A 20,222-nucleotide genomic window follows, 5' to 3' on the forward strand; every position below is an offset into this window, starting at 1 on the left:
GCGGTATGCTAGCGGCTCACAGTCCGGATATCGGGCAAATGAGTCAAAAATTGTCGGATGGTTTGAATGAGTTATCAGGTGTTGGCGCGCAAGTGGCGCCCCCGCAAATTCGAGGAAATGGTTGGTCAGCAGCATGTGCTGCGGGCACTCATTAATGCCCTCGACAATGATCGTCTGCACCATGCCTACTTGTTTACCGGTACCCGCGGGGTGGGCAAGACCACCATCGCCCGCATCCTCGCCAAGTCCCTGAACTGCGAACAGGGGGTGAGTTCCAGTCCCTGTGGTGAGTGCGCGACCTGCCGTGAGGTCGATGAAGGACGCTTTGTGGACCTGATCGAGGTCGATGCCGCCTCGCGGACCAAGGTCGATGAGACTCGCGAGCTGCTCGATAATGTGCAATACGCGCCGACACGTGGCCGTTACAAGGTCTACCTCATCGATGAGGTACACATGTTCTCCAACCACAGCTTCAACGCCCTGCTGAAGACGCTGGAGGAACCCCCGCCGCACGTAAAGTTTCTGCTCGCCACCACCGACCCGCAAAAGCTGCCGGTGACCATCCTCTCGCGTTGTCTGCAATTCAACCTGAAGAGCCTGGCCCAGGAACCCATCCGTGACCACCTGGCCCATATTATAGGTGAGGAAGGGGTGCCGTTTGAGCCGGCAGCCTTGCAGCAACTGGCCCGTGCCGCACAGGGTAGTATGCGTGATGCCCTGAGCCTGCTCGACCAGGCGATTGCCTATGGCGGTGGTGATCTCAAAGATGATGATGTGTGTACCATGCTCGGCGTGATCGGCCAGCACTATGTCGTCGATCTGCTCGATGCCCTGGCGGTGGACGATGCCACCGCACTGCTGGAGTGTGTGCAGCGGATGTCAGAGCAGACCGTGAACTATGAGGCCGCGCTGGCCGATGTGCTGAGCATGTTACAACGCATGGCCATTGCCCAGGTTGTGCCGGAGGCGGTCGATGACACGATGGGTGATAAGGACACGGTATTACGCCTTGCCGGGCAGTTTAGTGCTGAAGATATACAGCTTTATTACCAGGTTGCTTTACTGGGCCGACGAGACTTGAACTTGTCACCGGATCTGCGTGGTGGTTTTGAGATGCTCATGTTGCGTATGCTGGCCTTCCGGCCGGTTGAGGAAGGTGAGTCAGCACCGGCGAGACAGGCTGAAAAAAAAATTATTAAACCCGTCTTGAAGCGTCCTGCAGCTGCGGCTGCCGCCGTTGAAACAATAGCAACGAGTGAGGCGGTTGTCGATGTTAGCCCACCGGTTTCCCAGGTGAGTGAAGCTGCGGCGAGGCCGGCATACTCAGTGCCTGCCGACACCGGGGATTGGGCAAGTATCGTTGAATCCCTGAACCTGGGTGGCTTTGAACATCAGTTGGCGGTGAATTGTTGTTTGCGCAGTCGTAAGGCGAACTGTTTTAATCTCAGTTTGAGTAGTGAACACGCGCAATTGCACAACGACAAGTTTGAATCACGCATACAAGAGGCGCTGCAGGCAGTGTTTGGCAAGCAAACACGTCTGACTATCGAGGTGGGTGTGCAAGTACAGGATACCCCGGCACAACAACAAGCACGGGCCAGGGATGAACGTCAGCAACAGGCTGAAACGACTATCGCCGGTGACAGTATCGTGCAGTCCCTGCAGGAACGTTTCGGTGCCAGCGTGCAGACAGGCTCGGTAAAACCGATTGATTAAATTAAGCTAAATAAATTTCGAAGAGGTAGTGAGATGAAAGGCGGAATCGGCAATATGATGAAGCAGGCGCAGAAGATGCAGGAAAACATGCAAAAGGCGCAGGCAGAACTGGCGGAGATGGAAGTCACCGGTAAAGCCGGTGGCGGCATGGTTAGTGTGATCATGAACGGTCGTCACGACGTTAAGCGCGTCAGTATTGATGACAGCCTGCTGACTGAAGACAAGGATATGCTTGAAGACCTGGTTGCGGCGGCAGTGAATGATGCCGTACAACAAGTGGAAAAGACCTCACAGGAAAAAATGGCCGGTATGATGGGCGGTATGCAGTTGCCACCGGGTATGAAGTTACCTTTCTAAATACCTGCCATCGTGTCACATAGCCCCCTTATCCAGCAACTAATTGAGGCACTGCGTTGTCTGCCGAGCGTTGGGCCAAAGAGTGCCCAGCGCATGGCTTATCATTTGCTGGAGCGCGACCGTGAGGGGGCTAGGCACTTGGCCGTGTCACTGCAAAGGGCCGCAGAGGAAGTAGGCCATTGCCAGTCCTGTCATACTTTTAGTGAAACAACATTGTGCCGCTTGTGTGCCGATGAACGTCGCGATCATGCCGTTGTCTGTATTGTGGAAAGTCCGGCCGATGCCCACGCCATTGAACAGGTAGCGAGTTACAAGGGGCTGTATTTTGTCTTAATGGGGCACTTGTCACCACTGGACGGAATAGGCCCGGAGGACATTGGTCTGGATGAACTGGCCCTGCGTCTTGATAAGGGTGAGATCAGTGAACTGATTATTGCCACTAACTCCACTGTCGAGGGTGAAGCGACTGCCCACTATATTGCCGATATGGCACAGGCCAGGCATATCGCCGCCAGCCGTATTGCCCATGGTGTGCCACTAGGTGGCGAGCTTGAATATGTCGATGGCCAGACCCTGTTTCATGCCTTCTCAGGCCGTCAACGCATCTAGGCCAGGTTCAGAAAAGACTGTTAACCGCAAAGTTCACGAAGTAACGCTAAGCTTAAGACCTACTCCGTCATTCCGGCGCAGGTCGGAATCCAGACTACCCGGCTTGCTAACATCTCTGGATACTGGCCTTCACTTAGATCATCTTCGATGATCATCAAGTACTTACTGAACGATGTTCTGGTCGCGCCAGTATGACAAGGGGTTTTTACGTATATAAAGGCTTTTGTTTTCCTTAGCGTTACTTCGCGTCCTTTGCGGTAAGAATATTTTTTAAAAACTTGTTAGACGCAAAAGTTACGAATGTACTAACCAGCCAGCGACGCCAGTATACGCCGGTAGCTTTCAAAACGCTGTCTGCTGATTTTCCCCTCGTCGATTGCCTGTTGTATGGCACATCCCGGTTGGCCTTCGTGCTGGCAGTCATTGAACTTGCACCGACCTAGGTAGGGTCGAAACTCGATAAAACCCTCGGCCAGTTCCTCGGGGCTGACTTCCCATAGACCAAACTCCCTCACCCCGGGAGAATCGATGAGATCACCACCATTGGGTAAGTGATAAAGGCGCGAGGCGCTGGTGGTATGCATGCCCTTACCAGTGGACTCTGATATTTCTTTAACTTCGGCATTGACTTCAGGTAGCAGGGCATTAATCAATGATGATTTGCCGACACCGGACTGCCCGACGAGAATACTGGCGTGGTCTTTTAAAGTATCGAGTAACTCGTCAAGCCCATGTTCCTGTCTGGCGCTGGTATAGATAACGGTATAGCCGAGTTGTTCATAGATGCGCATGCGTGCCCGGAGTATCGGCTGCGTCTTGGCATTGGCCAGGTCGATCTTGTTGAGGACAATAATTGGCGTAATGTCGAGCGACTCGGCGGCGACCAGGTAGCGGTCTATCAGGCCTTCATTCAGTTCCGGCTTAATGGCGGTAATGATGAAAATGCGATCGAGGTTGGCGGCAATGGCCTTCTGTCGGCCACGGTTGTCGGGGCGGGCCAGCAGACTTTGCCGGGGTTCGACGGCAACGATGACACTGTTGTCATTATGCTCGCCGGTAAAGCGAATGCGATCACCGGGCACGATCGGGCCAAGGTTTTTACGTTGCTTGCAGCGCCTGTGCTCAGCGGCGTGGGTCTCTATTTCGAGTGTTTGCCCATACTGGCTGATGACTATGCCGGACTGTTCCTGGTTTTTCTCATCCAGTACATCCTGTTGCTTTTTCTGGATACGACGTGCCTGTTGTTGGCTGAGGGTTTTTTTTGCCATACGTAAAGCAATAAAGACTATGTGTTAGCGGACAGCGCATCAATTCTCGCCGCGCAAATAAAATCGTTTTCAGACAAGCCACCAACCGAATGCGTGCTGTAATGGACCTCGCAGTAATTATAACCGAAGCAGATATCCGGGTGATGGTCCTGTGTGTCGGCGATTTTTGCCACGGCCTTCACAAAGGCCAGGGTTTGTTCGTAATTTTTGAATCGGTAGCGGCGATGAATGGATTTGCCAGCGTCGGCCACTTGCCAGTCGTGAACTTGCAGCAGGTAATCTTGCACCTGCTCTGTAGCCAGGAGTGTGGTGGCATGGCTGCAATGCCGTTGCTCAAGTCTGGGCATTAGACGGTCACCTTGCTATTAAGGTGGGCGACACGGATCGGTGCCGGTGGGTGACTGTCATGGAAGGCGGAATACAGCGGGTCAGGGGTCAGGGTGTTGGCATTTTCTTCATAAAGTTTGACCAGTGCCTTGACCAGTTCCTCGGCGCTACTGACCGTGGCGGCGAAGGCATCCGCCTCGAACTCGTGTTTGCGCGATGACCAGGCCATGAGCGGATGCAGGAAGAAGGTGAATACCGGGATCACCATGAGGAACAGGGCCAGCGCACCGTGCAGGCTGGACTGCTGCATGCCGAGTGCGGTGAAGAACCAGGGTTGCTCGATGAGCCAGCCGAGCAGGGCCAGCCCGGCGAGGCTGAACAGGGTCATGGTGACAATGCGCTTGAGGATATGCCTGTGATGGAAATGGCCGAGTTCATGAGCGAGCACGGCCTCGATTTCCGTGGGACTGAGGCTGTCGAGCAGGGTATCAAAGAAGACAATGCGCTTGTTCCGGCCCAGGCCGGTGAAGTAGGCGTTGCCGTGTCCGGAACGGCGTGAACCATCGACGACAAAGATACCATTACTGGTAAAGCCACAACGACGGAGCAGGCTCTGGATACGTTCGCGCAATGCCTCGTTGTCGAGCGGTTTGAATTTGTTAAACAGTGGCGCGATAAAGGCCGGGTAGGCCCACATCATGAGCAGGCCAAAACCGGTCCAGACCGCCCAGACCCACAGCCACCAGTACTGGCCCATGTTTTCCATCAGCCAGAGGACCAGCATGGCCAGTGGCAGACCGATAAGCAATAACAGTAAAAATTGCTTGGCTTGATCAGAAACGAAGGTTGCAGGCGTGGTGCGGTTAAAGCCGAACTTCGCCTCAAGGATGAAAGTACGATACAGGCCCATGGGGATATCGAGTATGGCCATCAGCACAAACAGGCTGATAAGGAAGCCGGTCCCTGTCCATAAGTGCGACAGGCCGAAGGAGGCCCACAACCCATCCAGTGCATTAAGTCCGCCACCGAGTGTCCAGGCCAGTAACAGGACTACTCCAATGACGATTTCGATACGTTCAAGGACAGTCTTGGCGAGGGTGTAATCAGCGGCCTTTTCATGCGCCGACAGTGGGATACGCGCAGCAAAGGCCTCGGGGACCTTGCCGCGGTGTGTAGCCACGAAGCGGCTGTGACGCAGACTCAGCCACCACTGGACGAGGGTCGACAGGCCGAGGACGATGAGGAAGAGGCTAAGAAAGCTGGTTTCATTCATGGATTCTGGTTCCGGAATTTGCGCAAACTGTGCAGGCAGGGTAGCCTTAACGCTTAATTAAAACAAGCCGTTAACTGCCCGGAGTATTGCATGCCGCAAGACGTGAATAACCTTATCTGGATCGACCTGGAAATGACCGGGCTGGATACCTTCAATGACCTCATTATCGAGATCGCCACTATCGTCACCGATAAAGATCTGAATACACTCGCGGAAGGTCCGATTTGCGCCATCCACGTCGATGACACAGTGCTGGCAGGCATGGATGACTGGAATACACGGCAACATGGCCAGTCCGGCCTGACTGAGCGGGTTAAAAACAGCCAGCTGAGCGCGGCTGACGCCGAACGTGAGACGCTGGAATTTATCGGCCAGTATGTGCCGAAAGGGGCGTCACCGATGTGTGGTAATAGCATCTGCCAGGACCGCCGTTTTATGGCACGCCTGATGCCGGAGCTGGAGGCCTATTTTCACTACCGCAATCTCGATGTAAGCTCCCTCAAGGAACTGGCTCGACGCTGGGCACCCGAGGTTTACAAGGGACACTCAAAGACGTCTTCCCACCTGGCGATGGACGATGTTCGGGATTCGATCGCGGAGTTACAGTATTACCGGGAGCACTTCCTGAAGGTTTGACTCAGGCATCCTGTTCGAGGTTATCTTCAAGGAGAATACTGTCATCGGCAGGCAGTAGCAGGTTGGTCGTGCAGCTCATGTCAAAGCCGTAGAATTCCTTTATATAGCGAAATATACGCTTATTGTGATAGTCCATATGCTGCTCGATGTTTTCAATAACATCACGGGCCAGTTGGCAGGCCTCAACCTCATCTCGGCGGATGGTAAAAATTCTGCCATCACAGCGGAATCCAGCCTCCATCATACGTAGTCGAATTTCCTGCCAGAGTGCCTTGCAGCTCTCCTCAGGGTAACTGGCGTAATCCAGGTTAATGACAATGGCGTAGTGCATGGCTTATTGGATAATGAAACTGGTAAAAAAGATATCTTCAATCTGTACGTGATTAGCATGTTCCTTTATGGCTTTTTTTATTTCCTGCAAAGCCGATTTACGCAGCGCTTCTTTTCCGGCTACCGAGTAGAGCTTACTGGCTTCCTGGTCGCTGAGTAACATAATCAGATAGTGCCGCAGTGCATGTTCATGGGCAAGTAATTCTGCACCCTGATTCGGGTCGGCCAGTTTGAGCTGAACAGCCACCTGTAAAAACCGCATACGACCTTTATCTGTGATATTTACAACAAACGGTGCCTGGAATGACAGGTACGGTGACGCCGAGCTTGAAGAGCCGCCGCTTGAGGCATAGAGCGGTGTTGTGAATAGAAATAATAGGAACAGGGCGAGAAGGTTTCTGTACATAATCATTATCATCATTCGGACGTTATCATTGTTATTGTATCGGCAGCCAAAAGGCAAGCCTTAAGGCTTTTCCCGGATAGGTGGCCTAAATGTATCTATCACGAGTAAGGAATAGAGCATGCCACCTTGATAAACATAATAATAGCATGGCAAAACGCTGTTCAGACAGACGGCAAAAATACAGACAATTATTGCATAAATAACAATAAGTTGGGATAAGCCGGGAATGCAAATAATAACAATTTAAGGTATCACAGTGTAAGGACGATATCATCGGTGAACAGTGAGTGTTCAGGGTATTTCATTTCCCCATTATTCTGTGAGAGACACCGAAAATATAACCCGCCCTCAGCCGGGGTTTTTTTACTCCATTCCGCAAAATTACTGAATGTAAACATTCAATAAATATGTATGTATTGCCTTTATCGGGGCAAACAACTGGTCTAGTGTAAAATTGAGACTAAAGAGCAAAAAAATATAATGTGGTGAACATTCATCAGACGGCATGCATGTGTAAGGGGTTTATTAGATTGAGAGTATATGGATAAGGTTTCCTATGGATGATATCGCCCTGATGAAGATCGCACTTGATTATGCAACAGATGGCGTTTTACTGCTATCCAGAAACAGTATGAGAATTGTTAGTGCGAGTAAATCTGCGTATGAGACGCTGGGTTATAGTGAGGCTGAACTCTGTGAGTTAGGCTTATGTGATATACAAAAAAAATTATCAAAGGAGGATGTTAAAAACTACCTGTCATGCAATGCTGAGGATAACAAGCTTGACAAGGTAATTGAGGTGTTAATAAAAAAGAAGGACGGGGAGGTGTTTCTTGCCGAGATATCGATACGTGTTGCTAATGATGAGTATGCAACGGCTGTTATACATAATATTGAAGAAAGAAAGAAAATTGAAATCGAGTTGGAGTCTTACAAAGATCATCTCGAAATGATGATAAGGGTTCAGACAGAAGACCTGGTGACTGCGCGAGATACGGCACTGTCTGCCGAAAAGGCCATGTCCAGCTTTCTGGCCAACATGTCTCATGAGTTAAGGACACCCCTGCATGGGGTGCTGAGTTTTTCGTCTATTGCGCTAAAGAAGATAGATGTCTTGCCACAAGAAAAGATAAAAAGCTTCCTTTCGGAGATCCATGAGAGCGCAGAAACGCTGCTAAAGATATTAAATGACCTACTCGATTTATCAAAGTTGAAATCGGGGAAGATGGCATATTCCTATGGCGAAAAGAACATTGTGGATATTTTGGGACGGGTTATAAGAGAGATGGAGATAATTTGCGGATACAAAAATATTTGTACAAATATACATATTACGGGAAATGAAAAGAAGATATCAATAGATGCGAACAGGATTCTACAGGTTTTCAGGAATATTTATTCAAATGCGATAAAGTTTTCTGGCGAAAATGGAAACGTGGATTTTTATATTGATTATTCCGGGAGAGCAGGAGTTGGAATTGAGATTTGTGATGAGGGTGAAGGTGTTCCAGAAGACGATCTGGTGAGGATATTTGATCCGTTTATTCAGAGTGATGCGAATAGCAAAACACCGGGTGGGACCGGGCTGGGCCTGCCTATCTGCAAGGAAATAATAGAGGTCGGGCATGGCGGAAGACTTGAAATGAATAACCGTGAAGGTGGAGGCGCCTGTGTATGTGTATTTATACCCACGGAGAGATTAAATAAACATGCGCATGTGGAATAGAAATCGTTTTATGGATGGTATTTGAGGCGCTTAATTATATGACAAAAGTATTGATAGTCGATGATGATGAAAGGAATGTCAGGATCCTTAGGGAGATACTTGGGGACGAATTTGATTTGTCCTATGCCATCGATGGCGAGCATGCCTTGTCAGTGGTCGAGGTGTTCAGACCGGATATTATCCTGCTTGACATTATGATGCCGGGGATTAGTGGTATAGAAGTTTGTAAAAAAATTAAATCAAGTTTAGCTAACAAAAATATTAAAGTGATTCTGGTTTCCGGTATGTCAATGATTGAGGACCGTATCATTGGTTATGAGTCTGGTGCTGATGACTATGTTGTCAAGCCGTTTGATGATGGGGAGTTGCTGGCAAAAGTTCGTGTTTATGCAAGGCTAAAGTTTGCTGAAGAAGTTGATGAATTAAAAACAGCCTTTATCTCCTTGATTACACACGAAACAAGGACTCCGTTTAATATCATCATGGGTAATGCGTCGATGCTGGTGAAAATGGAAGAAGATGAAGATAAGCGGTCAGGCTTGCAGGATATCTATATCGCAGCAGATATGCTGCATAAAAAAATTGAGAAAATCCTGTTTTTTTCAGGGCTGGTAACACAGGAGGATATCGACAAGAGACCCTGCAGTATTTTTGAGGCATATGAAACTGCTCTGGCCAGCCTCGGCCTTAATGAAAGCCAACTAAAGAGAGTAACACTTTCAGATGATTGTGATGATGTGATTAAAGCCGACCCTGTGATGTTGCAAAAATTGCTTGAATATCTAATCGATAATGCATTGCGTTATACAGATGCTGAAGTAAGTGTTTGTGTACTACCGGATGAGCAGAATTCAGACTATTGCCTAATACAGGTTAAAGACCAAGGCAAAGGCCTGCCAGAACACGAACTTATTAATTTATTTAGTGCCTTCCACAAGGAAGACCTGTTGAGTCATACGGAGGGACTGGGAATAAGTCTGGCATTATGTAAAAGAATTGTTGAATTGCATGATGGAGCGATCTCGGCAAGGAATCTTGAAGATGGCGGTTTCATCATAAATGTACACTTGCCTGTGGAACATATCCAATAAGACTAATATGCAGGTAAACATGAGGGTAATGTTGCCGGGCAGTGTGTCGATATATCGCAGGATAGAAGGAAAAATCAGCTAAAGACCCTATTTTTTATGAAGACACGTAACGGAAATACATTATTTGAGAAACGCTGGCGGCTGCGAAGGCTAATGCTGGTGTTTTTGCTATTGGTATTAACGTTGCTGTCGGTGTATTTCCTGGAAAAATCGGGGTATTTGCTGTCATCAATTCTGATTATAAGCGTTCTCGTCTTTATCTATGAGAGAGGTCTGACTAAGGCAAAGGTGGAAAATGAGCATCTGACCGGGGAGAGGGCGAATATTGAAGGTATGGTCATACAGGTTAAAGAAGATATGGCACTGCTGTCTGCAACAATAGCATCTGATAGCAATAATATTGATGCTGATATCGCCAGGATGATTATCTTAATTCAGGATGCATCAAATCTCCTTTCAGAAAGTTTCACTGAGCTAAGTAGCCACACTGCACAGCAGCAAACAATCATGAACAGCCTTATGGGCAATGACGATAGCAGTCAATCTCTATCTATGCATGCATTCATAGAAGAGACACAGACTGTGATGAGATATTTTATTGATATTGTGGTTGAAACAGGTAAGGAGAGTATGCGTCTTGTTTACAATCTTGACGATATATGTGAAAGCGTCAGTTCAATTGAAGGCTTGCTTGGGGACCTGAAAAATATTTCTGATCAGACAAATTTACTCGCTTTAAATGCAAGTATTGAGGCCGCACGTGCCGGAGAGGGAGGCCGGGGCTTTGCGGTTGTTGCGGATGAAGTGCGGAATTTATCTAGAACTTCAGAAAAATTTAGCAGCCAGATTAACGATGTGGTAAAAGAAACATCAATAGGTATAAAGTCTGCCAGGGATGCCATTAGTGAAATTTCATCCAGAGACATGAAAAAGGTGCTTGATTCCAAGCGCCGTGTTGAAGGTCTCACTGAAAAGGTGCTTACACTGCAAGCGGCATCAAGTGCGCATATACAGGATGTGTCGAAGATAGCTGGGGACATCGATGTTTCTGTGTCTAATGCAATTAGATCATTGCAGTTTGAGGATATCGTTGTGCAGTTATCACAATTTATCACCGATAGGATTAGGCTTATCAAGTCGGTTTGCGAAGGTTTTGAGGGTGCCTGTTCCGGCGATTTCACTGATCTAGAGCAAATAGCAGAAAGGATAAACAGCGCCAGCTCGGAAGGCATACAGCAAATTAAGCAGGCAAAAGGTCCAGACGTACCTCAGAAAAAAATGACGTCTGGTGATGTTGACTTATTTTAAACACATAGAAAGCTATTAATATGACAATTTCAGTTAATTACAATCAATCCGATGATAAGGCTTCCATAATTATTGGCGGCGATTTTAATTTCGATCAAAGTGCTGAATTCAGAACGATATTGCATGAGCTGTCAAACAAATCCGCTGAAATTATTATTGATATGGCAATGGTGACAAATATAGACAGTTCGGCATTAGGTATGCTCCTGTTACTCAGGGAGAAATGCGGGGCCGGCGGAGCACCAATAAAAATAATTAAGACTACTCCTGAAATATTTGATGTTATGAAAATGGCAAATTTTCACACCCTGTTTGATCTTGAATAAAGATGTATCAATGAAAAGAATCCTGATTGTAGAGGACTCTGATTCATCCAGGCATTTGCTGAAAAAGCTTTTGGTTAGATTTGGGTATGAGGTTATAGAGGCCGAGAATGGCAAGGCCGCTATATTGGCCTACACGGATAGCTCTCCAGACCTGATACTAATGGATATTATGATGCCAGTCATGGATGGTTATACCGCCACGAAGACTATAAAGCAGCTGTGCGGTGATGCATTCACTCCCATTATCATGCTGACCGCAATGACCGATACCGAGTCGCTGGTGAAGGCAATTGAAGCGGGGGCAGATGATTACCTTACCAAACCTTACAATGAGGCAGAAATCAATGCAAAAATATTGGCGCTGGATAGGATACGCATACTGCATGACACCATTAATAATAATAACCGGGAATTATCTTTAAATAAGCAGCGCATTGAAACAGATCTTTCTATAGCAAGGCATATCTATAACAGTGTCCTCAGTCTTGGGGGTGAACAACATGGGTTTGTTAACAGTTATAGTAGTAATGATGCGTCATTTAACGGTGAGGTATTTATGGCGGCTCACACGCCGTCAGGTGGTGTGCATATAGTCATGGCAAGTTTTAATGGCGAAGGATTGTCTGCTGCAATCGGCGCGATCCCAACATCCGAGCTCTTTTGGAGTATGACAAGTAAAGGTTTTTCTGTTGCTGATATTGCTGATGAACTCAATAACAAGCTTAAGACGGTTATTCCGGACGAGATTAATTATAATTTCTGCTTTATCGAAATAGATAAACAAAGATCATCGCTGGGCGTATGGAATTCAGGTATGCCAAGTGTCGTAATGCGATCGCCTGATTCGGAAGGGGTTGTGCCTATTGGTTATTCTGCACCGTTTCTGGGGAAAGAGGAAATGCATCGGCGGCTGGATATCCATCAGATCAGTGGCAAAGAAAAAATATATATTTATAATCCTCCCTTTATTGGTCGTAATGAAGATAATAAAATTAACGAGCGAGTGTTTCATGAGGTAATTGCAGGTATTGAATTTTCAGAACTTGATATAAATAAGATAAAACAGAAGCTTGATGAGGATGGCCGACTCCCCGTCGACAAGAGTTGTTTCTTGATGGTTGAAGTAGACCTGGATAAGGCCAAAGATACGTGGTCTATGGATAGTGGCCAGGTTTTAAAGCCAGGTATTGAGCCGGCCGACTGGCAGTCTTCTGTAACATTGGGTGCCCATTCCCTGCGTTCAGTTAATCCCGTACCGGTCTTACTGAACCTGATTATGGGTATGCAGGCGCCATTGGGCCACAAGGAAAGAATCTTTACCGTAATCAGTGAACTTTTTAATAATGCTCTCGATCATGGACTGTTAAAGATAGATTCGTCCTTGAAGCTGACTCCGGCAGGCTTTGGTGAGTATTATTTGCAGCGCGAACTTCGTCTGAAGTCTCTCGAAGAGGGGAGTATTTATATTGACATAAAGCATTGCAAGACTGCTGATGGCGGCAGATTTGAAGTAAAAATTGAAGATTCTGGCGATGGCTTTGATATTTCATCTGTATCTGAAGATATGGCAAGCAATATGTCACCATCAGGCCGGGGTGTGCCACTACTGAAAAATATGTGCTCAAACCTATTTTATAATGATAAGGGAAATATGGCCACTGCTGTTTATGAGTGGTCATATTAAATAATAAAAATATGGGTAAAAATATTTGTTACAAACATGGCTAATGGGCATAGAGTTCATGTCTATATCCAGATTGATAAAATGCTTCTGCGGAGTTGTTTTCTTGCCGAGTTAAATCAAACCAATCCTCAATAGAGGTTTTTTACTGGAATATGCAGGCTGGTCAGGAAATTACCAGGTGCCTGTAAACAGCCGGGTGGCCAGGGTGATGGGAAGATGTATTCAATCCTGGCTTTATGCTCTATATTTTCCAATCCCAAGCACTTCATTAATGCTGGTCATGAGTAGATTAACATTGATGGGTTTTGTTAAATAGTAGCTAAAACCGGCGTTGATGCCCTTTTCAATATCCGACTCTCTGGCATTTGCGCTGATTGCAATCACCGGAATATTGTTGGTGTCAGGGTTGGCCTGTAGCCTCTGAAGGACCTCAAAGCCGTTAATTCCCGGAAGGTTGATATCCAGTAATACCAGATCAGGTTTATTAGCCTCGATGAGTTGCATGCCAAGAAATAGAGTTCTTCGAGTCGTTGTGGCAGACCAGCATAGAACTTGTCCCGTATATAACGCAGTTTTTTATTGGTTTTGTTTTTATCAACTGTGTTCATAGCTACGTGACGATGTCCCCAGTTCTTGCTAATAACCATTCTCACCGCACAGGATCTAGGTTTCCTAGTTACTGATAGTTGTTAATATTAACTTGGCTTGAGGTTAAATACTGTGAATTATCGAATTAGCAGCATAAATTCTTACAGATTGTGCCAGACTTCATCTAGGCCACTCGAGGCCATGACTTTAATTAACATGCGAGTTGAAAGGTTATTATTGTATGACGAAGCCCCGGTGTGGATATGTGCCCCGATCTGCGGCAACAAGGGTAAGCGAGCGCGCTGACCTGATAGCTTGCCGTTTCAGCAGTTTATATAAAGAGTGCTAGATGGTAGACGAACGACGTAAGGAAATACGCTACCCCAGTATCTTACATAGTAAACTGTTTTCTCCCTGTCTTGGTGGCAAGATGGACATGATTGGAGAACATTATCTGGAGGCAGTATGTAATGATATCAGCCTGTCCGGTATGTCATTTGATGTGACTGAGTCTATTAAACCAGAACAGCGCCTGTATATTATTATCCCTGACGATGAACAGGGTGATGAAAAACTTCAGGCGACGGTGTGTTGGTGCAGGCAGATAGACAAGGGGCATTACCGTATTGGTCTCAGTCTCGACCAGGCACACGGCGTTGAGAAACTCTCAGCTACAGAAAATTTCTCTTCTGTTACACGTGAACCGGCAGTGCCCATGGAGGCAAAAATGATCTGCCCTGCCTGTTGCGAAAACGCGATTTTTATTTACAAGGGCATACAAGCGCACGGGGGGCCGGAGGGGATATTGCCTTTGTATAATTGTACTGCCTGTGGGACGACACGGACCATCCCGAGTCTGCTACGTTTTAATCGAGACTTGATCAGGAAATAGGTTTCTTGCGTCGCAATACCTCGACAAGTGCGTCCCTGGCTTCCATACAGTCCGCTAATGGACGCCTGGCATAGCAGGCCTCTGAGAGCTTATTGATACTAGCCATGCAAGAGGGCTGGTAACGTCGATTCCAGTAGCCTGCCCAGGCAAGCAGACTGCTATTACCAGGCCAACCTTCCACCTCTGCAATGCGTTTCAATGTCTGACGGATCTGTTGGCAATTTTCAGATAACTCGAGTTGCGTGATTGCTTGCTGAAATTGTTGCCTGCGTCGTCTGAATGCGGCGAGCCTGCTGAAACTAAAACTGCCAAGCCGATACAGGGCATACAGGGCAATAGTGAATAACAACACTTGCCAGTACCAGGCCAGTACCCATCGTGCAGGGGGCTGATGTTCAAGCGTATGAATCTTGCCACTTTCCGGGTCAAAGTATTGAATGCGGATGACCGGTAATGGCAGCCGCCCGGATCGTTTCACGCTGAATGGGACCTTGTGCAAGGCCTCGGCATATATTTGGTCGGCGGTCGCGTGATCGCGTCGCTGTGTCTCGACACGATGGAAAGAGACATGCCCGTTTGTCGTGATTTGACGCAACACGGCCGGTAAGGAAGAAGCCCGGAGGACCTGGCTACCCAGATGGATATTCCAGAAATACATACTGTCCGTAGTCAGCAGCAGGTCAGCATCGAGACTCGATTCGATATCGACCTTGCCGACGGGCATCAGCGGCGGGATGTATTCGGGAAGTGGCTTCACGCGCAAGGGGATTTCGGGTAGATAAAAGCGCCGTTTAACGACCCCCTGCGAACGATAAAGGATGGCGGGCAGGTGCAGACGCCGCTCACCGCTGTTCAGTGGGTAGAGCAGCCAACCGGTCTTTAACAGACTGTGGCCGGCTTGTTGTGTCTTGGTCTGGGTAAGGGGAAAGACATCCAGACCGGGTATCCGTATGTCATCGAGTTCAAGCCGGGAGAATTTATCCGGGCTGCGCAGGCTCGCCGTTATCTGCACCTGCTGGCGTTGCCAGGGACTGGGATTCGAAACGTGATACTGAAGTTCAAGGGGCTTGCCCTGAATCATCGCGGGCGTGACCTCAATGCTTGCCGGTGTCGTGGTGAAGGTGGCGAGAGACAAGACAGGTAAGGTGAACTGGCCCACGGCACGCGGATAAAGTTCTAATAATAGTTGCTGCTGACTGTCGCGGTTTTCTTTGTCGTGGGAGTATTCCCTGACGATCACACCGAATTGCTCAGACAGCGGCGACAGGTCCAGCGTAGAGAGGTTTTGCGCAATACCCTTGCCGTGCAGCCTGGCTTCCAGGGCATGACCGAGTTGCACCTGTGTCTTGTCAATAAGGAGTTCCAGCCCCGGTGCAGCCATGCAAACAGTGGGCAGTTGGCAAATGAGAATAAACAGCCAGCGCCTCACCATGCCTGAATCCCCCGTATGCTGACCGGTTGTTGCAGGGGGGCAGGAAAACCCTCCTCGACCTCAAGCAGGCGATTCCATAGTTCGCCCTGTTTGTCCTGAATTGTATCCAGCTGTACTGACTGAATGTCGATGTCGTCATAGTTAGTTGCGCCTTCACTGTCTTCACGCTGACGTTTATCGACCAGTTGCGCATAAGCCAGTCCCCGACGGAGCAGGGTCTCCGGTATTGCCACTTCAGTGAGGTTGAGCATCTGTTCGCCATCGGCCTCGAGGGCATCATTGCTCTCGTCTACAGAGAGGGCCGCGTTATCACCCGTGGCCGTATCGGGCTGTGGCTGCGCCTGTTTCGGTCCGCGCCCCGGGCGTAACAATTTTTCCAGACGGGCCAGCCGTTGCTGCACGCCTTGATGTACCTGCGTGCTGAACTGCAGGTTGGTTTGTGTTGCCGGCGAATCCGGCTTGTATAACAGGGCATCACGGTAACTGTCGATGGCCGTGGCGTAATCGCCTTGCTGGAAATAACTGTTACCGAGGTTATACAGTGCCTGTGCGCGTTGTGCGTCGTTCTTTGCCGCGAGGAAGGCCTGTTTGAAGGACTGGATGGCGCGCAGGCTATCCTGCAGGCGGTAGGCGCTGGCACCTTCACCAAAGCGGCCATGAAAACCCTCTACAGCCTGATAAGCGGACTGGGCCTTGTCGTAGTCGGCATCCTGAAATGCCTGGTAGGCAGAGCGTGTCGTATCGTTGGCCTGTGCCGACGGTGTCTGCAGGGCTACCGGCAGGAGGTTGCCGAGCAGGAAGATGATAGCGAGTTTACCAGCGGGCCGCAGGCGCAGGTTCGCCGTGGACAGAAATAATAACAATATACCCGGGACGAGAAAATACCGGTACCACTCGTGCCAGATCACCTTGTCGTTGGCCAGTAGGGCATGTTCTTTGTTTAATAGCAGGATGCCATTGTTATAGAGACTATCCAGATCGGTATGACTGTTCTGCACCGCAAGGTAATCACCACCACTCTTGTCGGCAATCGTTCGCAGGGCCCGTTCCTCGAGCCGGCTGATCACGGCACGCTCGGCCACTTCGATCCAGCCATCTGCATAGTCGGGTATGGCCTCGCCCTCGATACTGCCCATACCGAGGACGAAGACGGGGGTGTTAGTGTTGAGCGTCTCACTATTGTCGCCATCACTGAGCAACAGGATCGCCTGGGCACGCCCTCCGGCAATGGCTTGTTGGGCTAGTTGTTGTTCGGCCAGTTGCAGCGCCAGCGCCGGGCGACTGCCCTGACTGGGGGGACGCAAGCCATCCACGAGTTGGGCGAAGTGTTGCATGATGGCCTTGTCGCGGGTGAGTGGCATCAGCAGGTGAGGCTGGGCGGCGTAGGCGATCAGGCCGAGGCGGTCGTGCTGCAGGCGGTCGATAAGCGCCTGCAGTTTTTGTCGTGCACGCACCAGTCGACTTGGGGTGATATCCGCGGCCTGCATGGACTGGGAGATATCGACCACGACCATGATATCGACACCGCTGACAAGCGCCTGCTCGGGGAGGGCCTCAATACTCCGGGGACCGGCCGCGGCAATTGCCAGGCACAACCAGGCCAGCAGGTAGAGTGTATTCAGGTTCAGTAGACGTGACGACCCGCGACGTGCGGAGCTGGACACCACCCAGGCATGTAACGAAGCCTTCGCATAACGACCCAGGCTGTGTTTTTCAATGGCACGGCGCAGTAAATAGATGAGCAGGGGTTGCCCGGCCAGCAACAGCCAGAGTGGCTCACGCCAGTAGAGGGCGTCGATACTCATGCCAGTAACCTTTGCCGCAACAATATGCCAAGTTGATAAACACTGAGCAGCAGCAAGGCCAGCAGCAAGGGCCAGTGATAGAGGTCTTCATGAAAATAACGTGCCGGCTGTGGCCGGGTATTTTTTTCAATTTGTTCGATCTCATTGATCGCCGCCTGCAGGGCTGCCTGGTCTCCGGCCTGGTAGCTTTTTGCCCCGGTGATCGCCGCGAGCTCTTTCAGCAATGCCAGGTTGGCCGGGTGATAGATAAGCCCGGTAACGCGTTGTTCCTCGGCATCGTAACTGCCGGCCCCAACCGCCAGGGTATATAGCGGCAGTTTTTCCCGGTGGGCCAGCGCGGCAGCCTGTTGCGGGGTAATACTGCCTGTTGGTAAGGCGGCATCGCTGACCAGGACCAGCACGCGTTTACCTTGTCTGTTATGGGCAGCCTGCTTTACGGCCAGGGCAACGGCCTCGCCGATGGCATTGGTGCGGCCGGCGATCCCGGGTCGAAGCTTGGGCAGCATGTGTCGCAACAGGGCCTGGTCACTGGTGAGGGGCACGAGTACATGGGCGCTATCGGCAAAGGCGATGAGGGATACGCGGTCGCCCTTGAGTTGTTCAATGAAGTTATCGAGCATGGCACGAATCACGCTCATGCGGTCGATACGTTCACCATCTATCTGGTAATCGCGCAGCGTCATACTCACCGAGGTATCGACGATAAAGACAATATCGCGTTGCCGTGGCGGGTCAGGACGTTTCTCGCCAATACGTTGCGGTTCAGCAAGCGCCAGTACCAGGCAGGCCAGCACGGGCCAAAGCAGCAGTTGATGAAGGTAAGGACGTGCCCTGCCTGCTGAGGGCAGTGTCTTGAAAAGTTTCTGCAAGGGGTGTCGGACCCGGGTCTGGTCTGTGGTCAGGCCCTGTTCGAGTCGGTCATTGCCTTGGTCATGGCGATAGGCACGGGAGGCGACATGCAGTGCCAGCAGTAGCGGCAACAGCCATAACCACTGTGGTTGTTGCAGCACAAGATTGTCGATGTTCATGGCCATACCTTCAGCCAGTACTGGGCCTCTGTGGCCAGTGCCGGGAAGTCACTGGCCGACAGGGTGTCGGGCGAATAGCGATAGTGGTCCAGTTGTTCCATAAATGCCTGCCAGCGTAGCTGCTGGTGCCGGAGTTTGTCAGGCAAGGGCTGCTGTGCGTGCAGTTGTTGTCGATGACAAGCCTGTCGCAGTAGCGCCGACAAGCGGTAGACAGCGGCACGGCCATCAAAGACATTATGGCGAACCGCATTATGCAGGGCAGTGAGTTCGCGACGGAGGCGTTGGCGTGGCCGCCTGAACCAGAGATAGGCGACGACGGCGGCGAGCATGACCAGCCCAAGCAGCAGCCAGGAAAGGACATCGACGGCGGCCTCGACGGGTGGCGTCGGTGCGATGATATCGATAATACCGTCAAGTTTTCCGCGTGTGTTATTCATGGTTTCAGTACATAGGCAGATGTTGGGCGATGTCATCATCATCGCTGCCCAGGTCAAGGCAGGGGATATTGGCACCGTTAAACAGCCCTTCCTGACGACGACGATGTTCGGCGTAGGCCTGCCGGTATTCCATTTGCGTACGCGCCTGGCTGGTATCAATGCTCTGCACCGGCTGGTCTTCACCTGTACTGAAATTCAACTGGCCGGCCGCGGGCAATTGTTGTTCTGCGGCATCGGTAATCCGAATGGCACAGACGCGGTGTTGGGTCGCCAGTTGTAACAGGGCCGGTTGTTCTGCCGCGCTGTAGTCATGAAAATCACTAATCAGGTAGACGACCGAGCCCTGCACAAGCATGCCATGCAGGAGACGAATAATATGCGCAGGCCCAGGAGCCGTGCCCGCCTCATCTATAGGCGGGCACGGGGTTATTGCGGCATGAATAAAGGCCCAGGCATCGGCACCGCTACGGCTTTCCTGTATCCAATGCGGGTCCGGGTTGAGAATCACGCCGGAGACGGGGGTATTCTGGTGTTGTGCGCGCAGTGCGATCAAGGTTGCAACGCGGGCGGCCTGGGTCACCTTTAAACGCCATTGGCTGCCAAAACGCATGGAACTGCTGCGATCGAGGAGAATGAAAACAGACGGTTTTCTCTCTTCACGAAAGACCTTCATAAACAGCTCGCCACTGCGGGCCGAGAGACGCCAGTTCATAAAACGCAGGTCATCACCCGCCTGGTAAGGGCGGCTTTCTTCGTAGTCGAGGCCAAAGCCGCGGTAGACCGAACGGGCATCGCCGTATTGGCGGTGCGCCACCTCGTGTTGGTGTTCTTCGGCGGGCGTCGGGCTTTCCGCCAGGTAACTTAGCGCGGTGATGTCCGCCTGTGAAAGCAAGGGCGCATGGGTCGTCTGTTCTGCCGCGTGAAAAACAAGATGACGAAGTATGCGATGGATAACCTGCAGGAGATTCAGTGCAGCCGACATG

Annotated in this window: 21 protein-coding genes; 10 read left to right on the forward strand and 11 right to left on the reverse strand. The window is 50.1% G+C overall.

What is annotated here, in order from left to right; all coding sequences use genetic code 11:
• The first annotated feature begins 66 nt into the window (after positions 1-66).
• From dnaX to recR, 3 genes are read left to right on the forward strand one after another with little or no spacing between them, the layout of a single operon-like run.
• Positions 67-1,716 carry a DNA polymerase III subunit gamma/tau gene (gene dnaX / locus EL386_RS05330; RefSeq protein WP_126454150.1) on the forward strand — a complete coding sequence of 550 codons (1,650 nt, stop codon included), beginning with the start codon at positions 67-69 and terminating at the stop codon, positions 1,714-1,716.
• A gap of 33 nt (positions 1,717-1,749) precedes the next feature.
• Positions 1,750-2,073 carry a YbaB/EbfC family nucleoid-associated protein gene (locus EL386_RS05335; protein WP_126454152.1) on the forward strand — a complete coding sequence of 108 codons (324 nt, stop codon included), beginning with the start codon at positions 1,750-1,752 and terminating at the stop codon, positions 2,071-2,073.
• Between the two features lie 12 nt (positions 2,074-2,085).
• Positions 2,086-2,682 carry a recombination mediator RecR gene (gene recR, locus EL386_RS05340; RefSeq protein ID WP_126454154.1) on the forward strand — a complete coding sequence of 199 codons (597 nt, stop codon included), beginning with the start codon at positions 2,086-2,088 and terminating at the stop codon, positions 2,680-2,682.
• A 305-nt stretch (positions 2,683-2,987) separates the two neighbouring features.
• Here recR and rsgA read toward each other — a convergent pair whose 3' ends face one another.
• From rsgA to EL386_RS05355, 3 genes are read right to left on the reverse strand one after another with little or no spacing between them, the layout of a single operon-like run.
• A complete protein-coding gene (gene rsgA / locus EL386_RS05345; protein WP_126454157.1) occupies positions 2,988-3,950 on the reverse strand; it encodes a small ribosomal subunit biogenesis GTPase RsgA in 963 nt (320 codons plus the stop codon).
• 17 nt (positions 3,951-3,967) lie between these two features.
• Entirely contained in the window at positions 3,968-4,297 is a 330-nt protein-coding gene (locus tag EL386_RS05350) for a 4a-hydroxytetrahydrobiopterin dehydratase (protein ID WP_126454159.1), read from the reverse strand.
• Positions 4,297-5,550: a M48 family metallopeptidase gene (locus EL386_RS05355; RefSeq protein ID WP_126454161.1), complete on the reverse strand. Its 1,254-nt coding sequence runs from the start codon at positions 5,548-5,550 to the stop codon at positions 4,297-4,299. The genes EL386_RS05350 and EL386_RS05355 overlap by 1 nt, the downstream gene beginning before the upstream one ends.
• 90 nt (positions 5,551-5,640) lie before the next feature.
• On the opposite strand from EL386_RS05355, the gene orn reads away from it, so the two are divergent.
• A complete protein-coding gene (orn, locus tag EL386_RS05360) occupies positions 5,641-6,186 on the forward strand; it encodes an oligoribonuclease (RefSeq protein ID WP_126454163.1) in 546 nt (181 codons plus the stop codon).
• A 1-nt stretch (position 6,187) separates the two neighbouring features.
• On the opposite strand, the gene EL386_RS05365 is transcribed toward orn, so the two are convergent.
• Both EL386_RS05365 and EL386_RS05370 read right to left on the reverse strand, forming a co-directional pair.
• A complete protein-coding gene (locus EL386_RS05365) occupies positions 6,188-6,517 on the reverse strand; it encodes a hypothetical protein (protein ID WP_126454165.1) in 330 nt (109 codons plus the stop codon).
• A 3-nt stretch (positions 6,518-6,520) separates the two neighbouring features.
• Positions 6,521-6,937, reverse strand: a complete 417-nt coding sequence (locus EL386_RS05370) for a flagellar basal body-associated FliL family protein (protein ID WP_126454167.1) — start codon at positions 6,935-6,937, stop codon at positions 6,521-6,523.
• A gap of 541 nt (positions 6,938-7,478) precedes the next feature.
• Here EL386_RS05370 and EL386_RS05375 point away from each other — a divergent pair.
• The 5 genes from EL386_RS05375 (at position 7,479) to EL386_RS05395 (ending at position 13,057) form a co-directional block, all read left to right on the forward strand.
• A complete protein-coding gene (locus EL386_RS05375) occupies positions 7,479-8,648 on the forward strand; it encodes a PAS domain-containing sensor histidine kinase (protein ID WP_126454169.1) in 1,170 nt (389 codons plus the stop codon).
• 38 nt (positions 8,649-8,686) lie between these two features.
• Positions 8,687-9,739: a hybrid sensor histidine kinase/response regulator gene (locus EL386_RS05380; RefSeq protein ID WP_172597626.1), complete on the forward strand. Its 1,053-nt coding sequence runs from the start codon at positions 8,687-8,689 to the stop codon at positions 9,737-9,739.
• A gap of 96 nt (positions 9,740-9,835) precedes the next feature.
• Positions 9,836-11,047 (forward strand): methyl-accepting chemotaxis protein, encoded by a 1,212-nt coding sequence (locus EL386_RS05385; RefSeq protein WP_126454174.1) that lies wholly within the window; start codon positions 9,836-9,838, stop codon positions 11,045-11,047.
• A gap of 20 nt (positions 11,048-11,067) precedes the next feature.
• On the forward strand, positions 11,068-11,373 hold the full coding sequence (locus EL386_RS05390; RefSeq protein WP_126454176.1) for an STAS domain-containing protein: 306 nt from the start codon (positions 11,068-11,070) through the stop codon (positions 11,371-11,373).
• Between the two features lie 10 nt (positions 11,374-11,383).
• The gene (locus EL386_RS05395; RefSeq protein ID WP_126454178.1) at positions 11,384-13,057 is read left to right on the forward strand and encodes a response regulator; all 1,674 of its coding nucleotides are present in this window, start codon (positions 11,384-11,386) and stop codon (positions 13,055-13,057) included.
• A 234-nt stretch (positions 13,058-13,291) separates the two neighbouring features.
• Here EL386_RS05395 and EL386_RS05400 read toward each other — a convergent pair whose 3' ends face one another.
• Positions 13,292-13,561 (reverse strand): response regulator, encoded by a 270-nt coding sequence (locus EL386_RS05400; protein WP_126454180.1) that lies wholly within the window; start codon positions 13,559-13,561, stop codon positions 13,292-13,294.
• Between the two features lie 433 nt (positions 13,562-13,994).
• Here EL386_RS05400 and EL386_RS05405 point away from each other — a divergent pair, with 433 nt between their 5' ends.
• Positions 13,995-14,537, forward strand: a complete 543-nt coding sequence (locus tag EL386_RS05405; RefSeq protein WP_126454182.1) for a PilZ domain-containing protein — start codon at positions 13,995-13,997, stop codon at positions 14,535-14,537.
• Here the strand turns inward: EL386_RS05405 and EL386_RS05410 are convergent.
• From EL386_RS05410 to EL386_RS05430, 5 genes are read right to left on the reverse strand one after another with little or no spacing between them, the layout of a single operon-like run.
• A complete protein-coding gene (locus EL386_RS05410) occupies positions 14,527-15,969 on the reverse strand; it encodes a BatD family protein (RefSeq protein ID WP_126454184.1) in 1,443 nt (480 codons plus the stop codon). The genes EL386_RS05405 and EL386_RS05410 overlap by 11 nt on opposite strands.
• Positions 15,963-17,774, reverse strand: coding sequence for a VWA domain-containing protein (locus tag EL386_RS05415; protein ID WP_126454186.1), 1,812 nt, complete (start codon positions 17,772-17,774; stop codon positions 15,963-15,965). Before EL386_RS05415 ends, EL386_RS05410 begins: the two co-directional genes overlap by 7 nt.
• Positions 17,771-18,802, reverse strand: coding sequence for a vWA domain-containing protein (locus EL386_RS05420; protein WP_172597627.1), 1,032 nt, complete (start codon positions 18,800-18,802; stop codon positions 17,771-17,773). The genes EL386_RS05415 and EL386_RS05420 overlap by 4 nt, the downstream gene beginning before the upstream one ends.
• Positions 18,799-19,239 carry a DUF4381 family protein gene (locus EL386_RS05425; protein WP_126454191.1) on the reverse strand — a complete coding sequence of 147 codons (441 nt, stop codon included), beginning with the start codon at positions 19,237-19,239 and terminating at the stop codon, positions 18,799-18,801. The genes EL386_RS05420 and EL386_RS05425 overlap by 4 nt, the downstream gene beginning before the upstream one ends.
• 4 nt (positions 19,240-19,243) lie before the next feature.
• On the reverse strand, positions 19,244-20,221 hold the full coding sequence (locus tag EL386_RS05430) for a DUF58 domain-containing protein (RefSeq protein WP_126454193.1): 978 nt from the start codon (positions 20,219-20,221) through the stop codon (positions 19,244-19,246).
• Between the last annotated feature and the right edge of the window lies 1 nt (position 20,222).

The organism is Sulfuriflexus mobilis (assembly GCF_003967195.1).
Lineage (GTDB): Bacteria > Pseudomonadota > Gammaproteobacteria > AKS1 > AKS1 > Sulfuriflexus > Sulfuriflexus mobilis.

What these genes read in the sequence shown, in the direction of transcription:
- EL386_RS05420 (WP_172597627.1), bottom strand. Translation starts at nt 18,802, where the DNA reads ATGAACATCGACAATCTTGTGCTGCAACAACCACAGTGGTTATGGCTG.
- EL386_RS05385 (WP_126454174.1), top strand. Translation starts at nt 9,836, where the DNA reads ATGAAGACACGTAACGGAAATACATTATTTGAGAAACGCTGGCGGCTG.
- EL386_RS05415 (WP_126454186.1), bottom strand. Translation starts at nt 17,774, where the DNA reads ATGAGTATCGACGCCCTCTACTGGCGTGAGCCACTCTGGCTGTTGCTG.
- EL386_RS05365 (WP_126454165.1), bottom strand. Translation starts at nt 6,517, where the DNA reads ATGCACTACGCCATTGTCATTAACCTGGATTACGCCAGTTACCCTGAG.
- orn (WP_126454163.1), top strand. Translation starts at nt 5,641, where the DNA reads ATGCCGCAAGACGTGAATAACCTTATCTGGATCGACCTGGAAATGACC.
- EL386_RS05425 (WP_126454191.1), bottom strand. Translation starts at nt 19,239, where the DNA reads ATGAATAACACACGCGGAAAACTTGACGGTATTATCGATATCATCGCA.
- EL386_RS05370 (WP_126454167.1), bottom strand. Translation starts at nt 6,937, where the DNA reads ATGATGATAATGATTATGTACAGAAACCTTCTCGCCCTGTTCCTATTA.
- EL386_RS05400 (WP_126454180.1), bottom strand. Translation starts at nt 13,561, where the DNA reads ATGCAACTCATCGAGGCTAATAAACCTGATCTGGTATTACTGGATATC.
- dnaX (WP_126454150.1), top strand. Translation starts at nt 67, where the DNA reads ATGAGTTATCAGGTGTTGGCGCGCAAGTGGCGCCCCCGCAAATTCGAG.
- EL386_RS05380 (WP_172597626.1), top strand. Translation starts at nt 8,687, where the DNA reads ATGACAAAAGTATTGATAGTCGATGATGATGAAAGGAATGTCAGGATC.
- EL386_RS05350 (WP_126454159.1), bottom strand. Translation starts at nt 4,297, where the DNA reads ATGCCCAGACTTGAGCAACGGCATTGCAGCCATGCCACCACACTCCTG.
- EL386_RS05395 (WP_126454178.1), top strand. Translation starts at nt 11,384, where the DNA reads ATGAAAAGAATCCTGATTGTAGAGGACTCTGATTCATCCAGGCATTTG.
- EL386_RS05335 (WP_126454152.1), top strand. Translation starts at nt 1,750, where the DNA reads ATGAAAGGCGGAATCGGCAATATGATGAAGCAGGCGCAGAAGATGCAG.
- EL386_RS05430 (WP_126454193.1), bottom strand. Translation starts at nt 20,221, where the DNA reads ATGTCGGCTGCACTGAATCTCCTGCAGGTTATCCATCGCATACTTCGT.
- EL386_RS05390 (WP_126454176.1), top strand. Translation starts at nt 11,068, where the DNA reads ATGACAATTTCAGTTAATTACAATCAATCCGATGATAAGGCTTCCATA.
- EL386_RS05410 (WP_126454184.1), bottom strand. Translation starts at nt 15,969, where the DNA reads ATGGTGAGGCGCTGGCTGTTTATTCTCATTTGCCAACTGCCCACTGTT.
- EL386_RS05355 (WP_126454161.1), bottom strand. Translation starts at nt 5,550, where the DNA reads ATGAATGAAACCAGCTTTCTTAGCCTCTTCCTCATCGTCCTCGGCCTG.
- EL386_RS05375 (WP_126454169.1), top strand. Translation starts at nt 7,479, where the DNA reads ATGGATGATATCGCCCTGATGAAGATCGCACTTGATTATGCAACAGAT.
- rsgA (WP_126454157.1), bottom strand. Translation starts at nt 3,950, where the DNA reads ATGGCAAAAAAAACCCTCAGCCAACAACAGGCACGTCGTATCCAGAAA.
- EL386_RS05405 (WP_126454182.1), top strand. Translation starts at nt 13,995, where the DNA reads ATGGTAGACGAACGACGTAAGGAAATACGCTACCCCAGTATCTTACAT.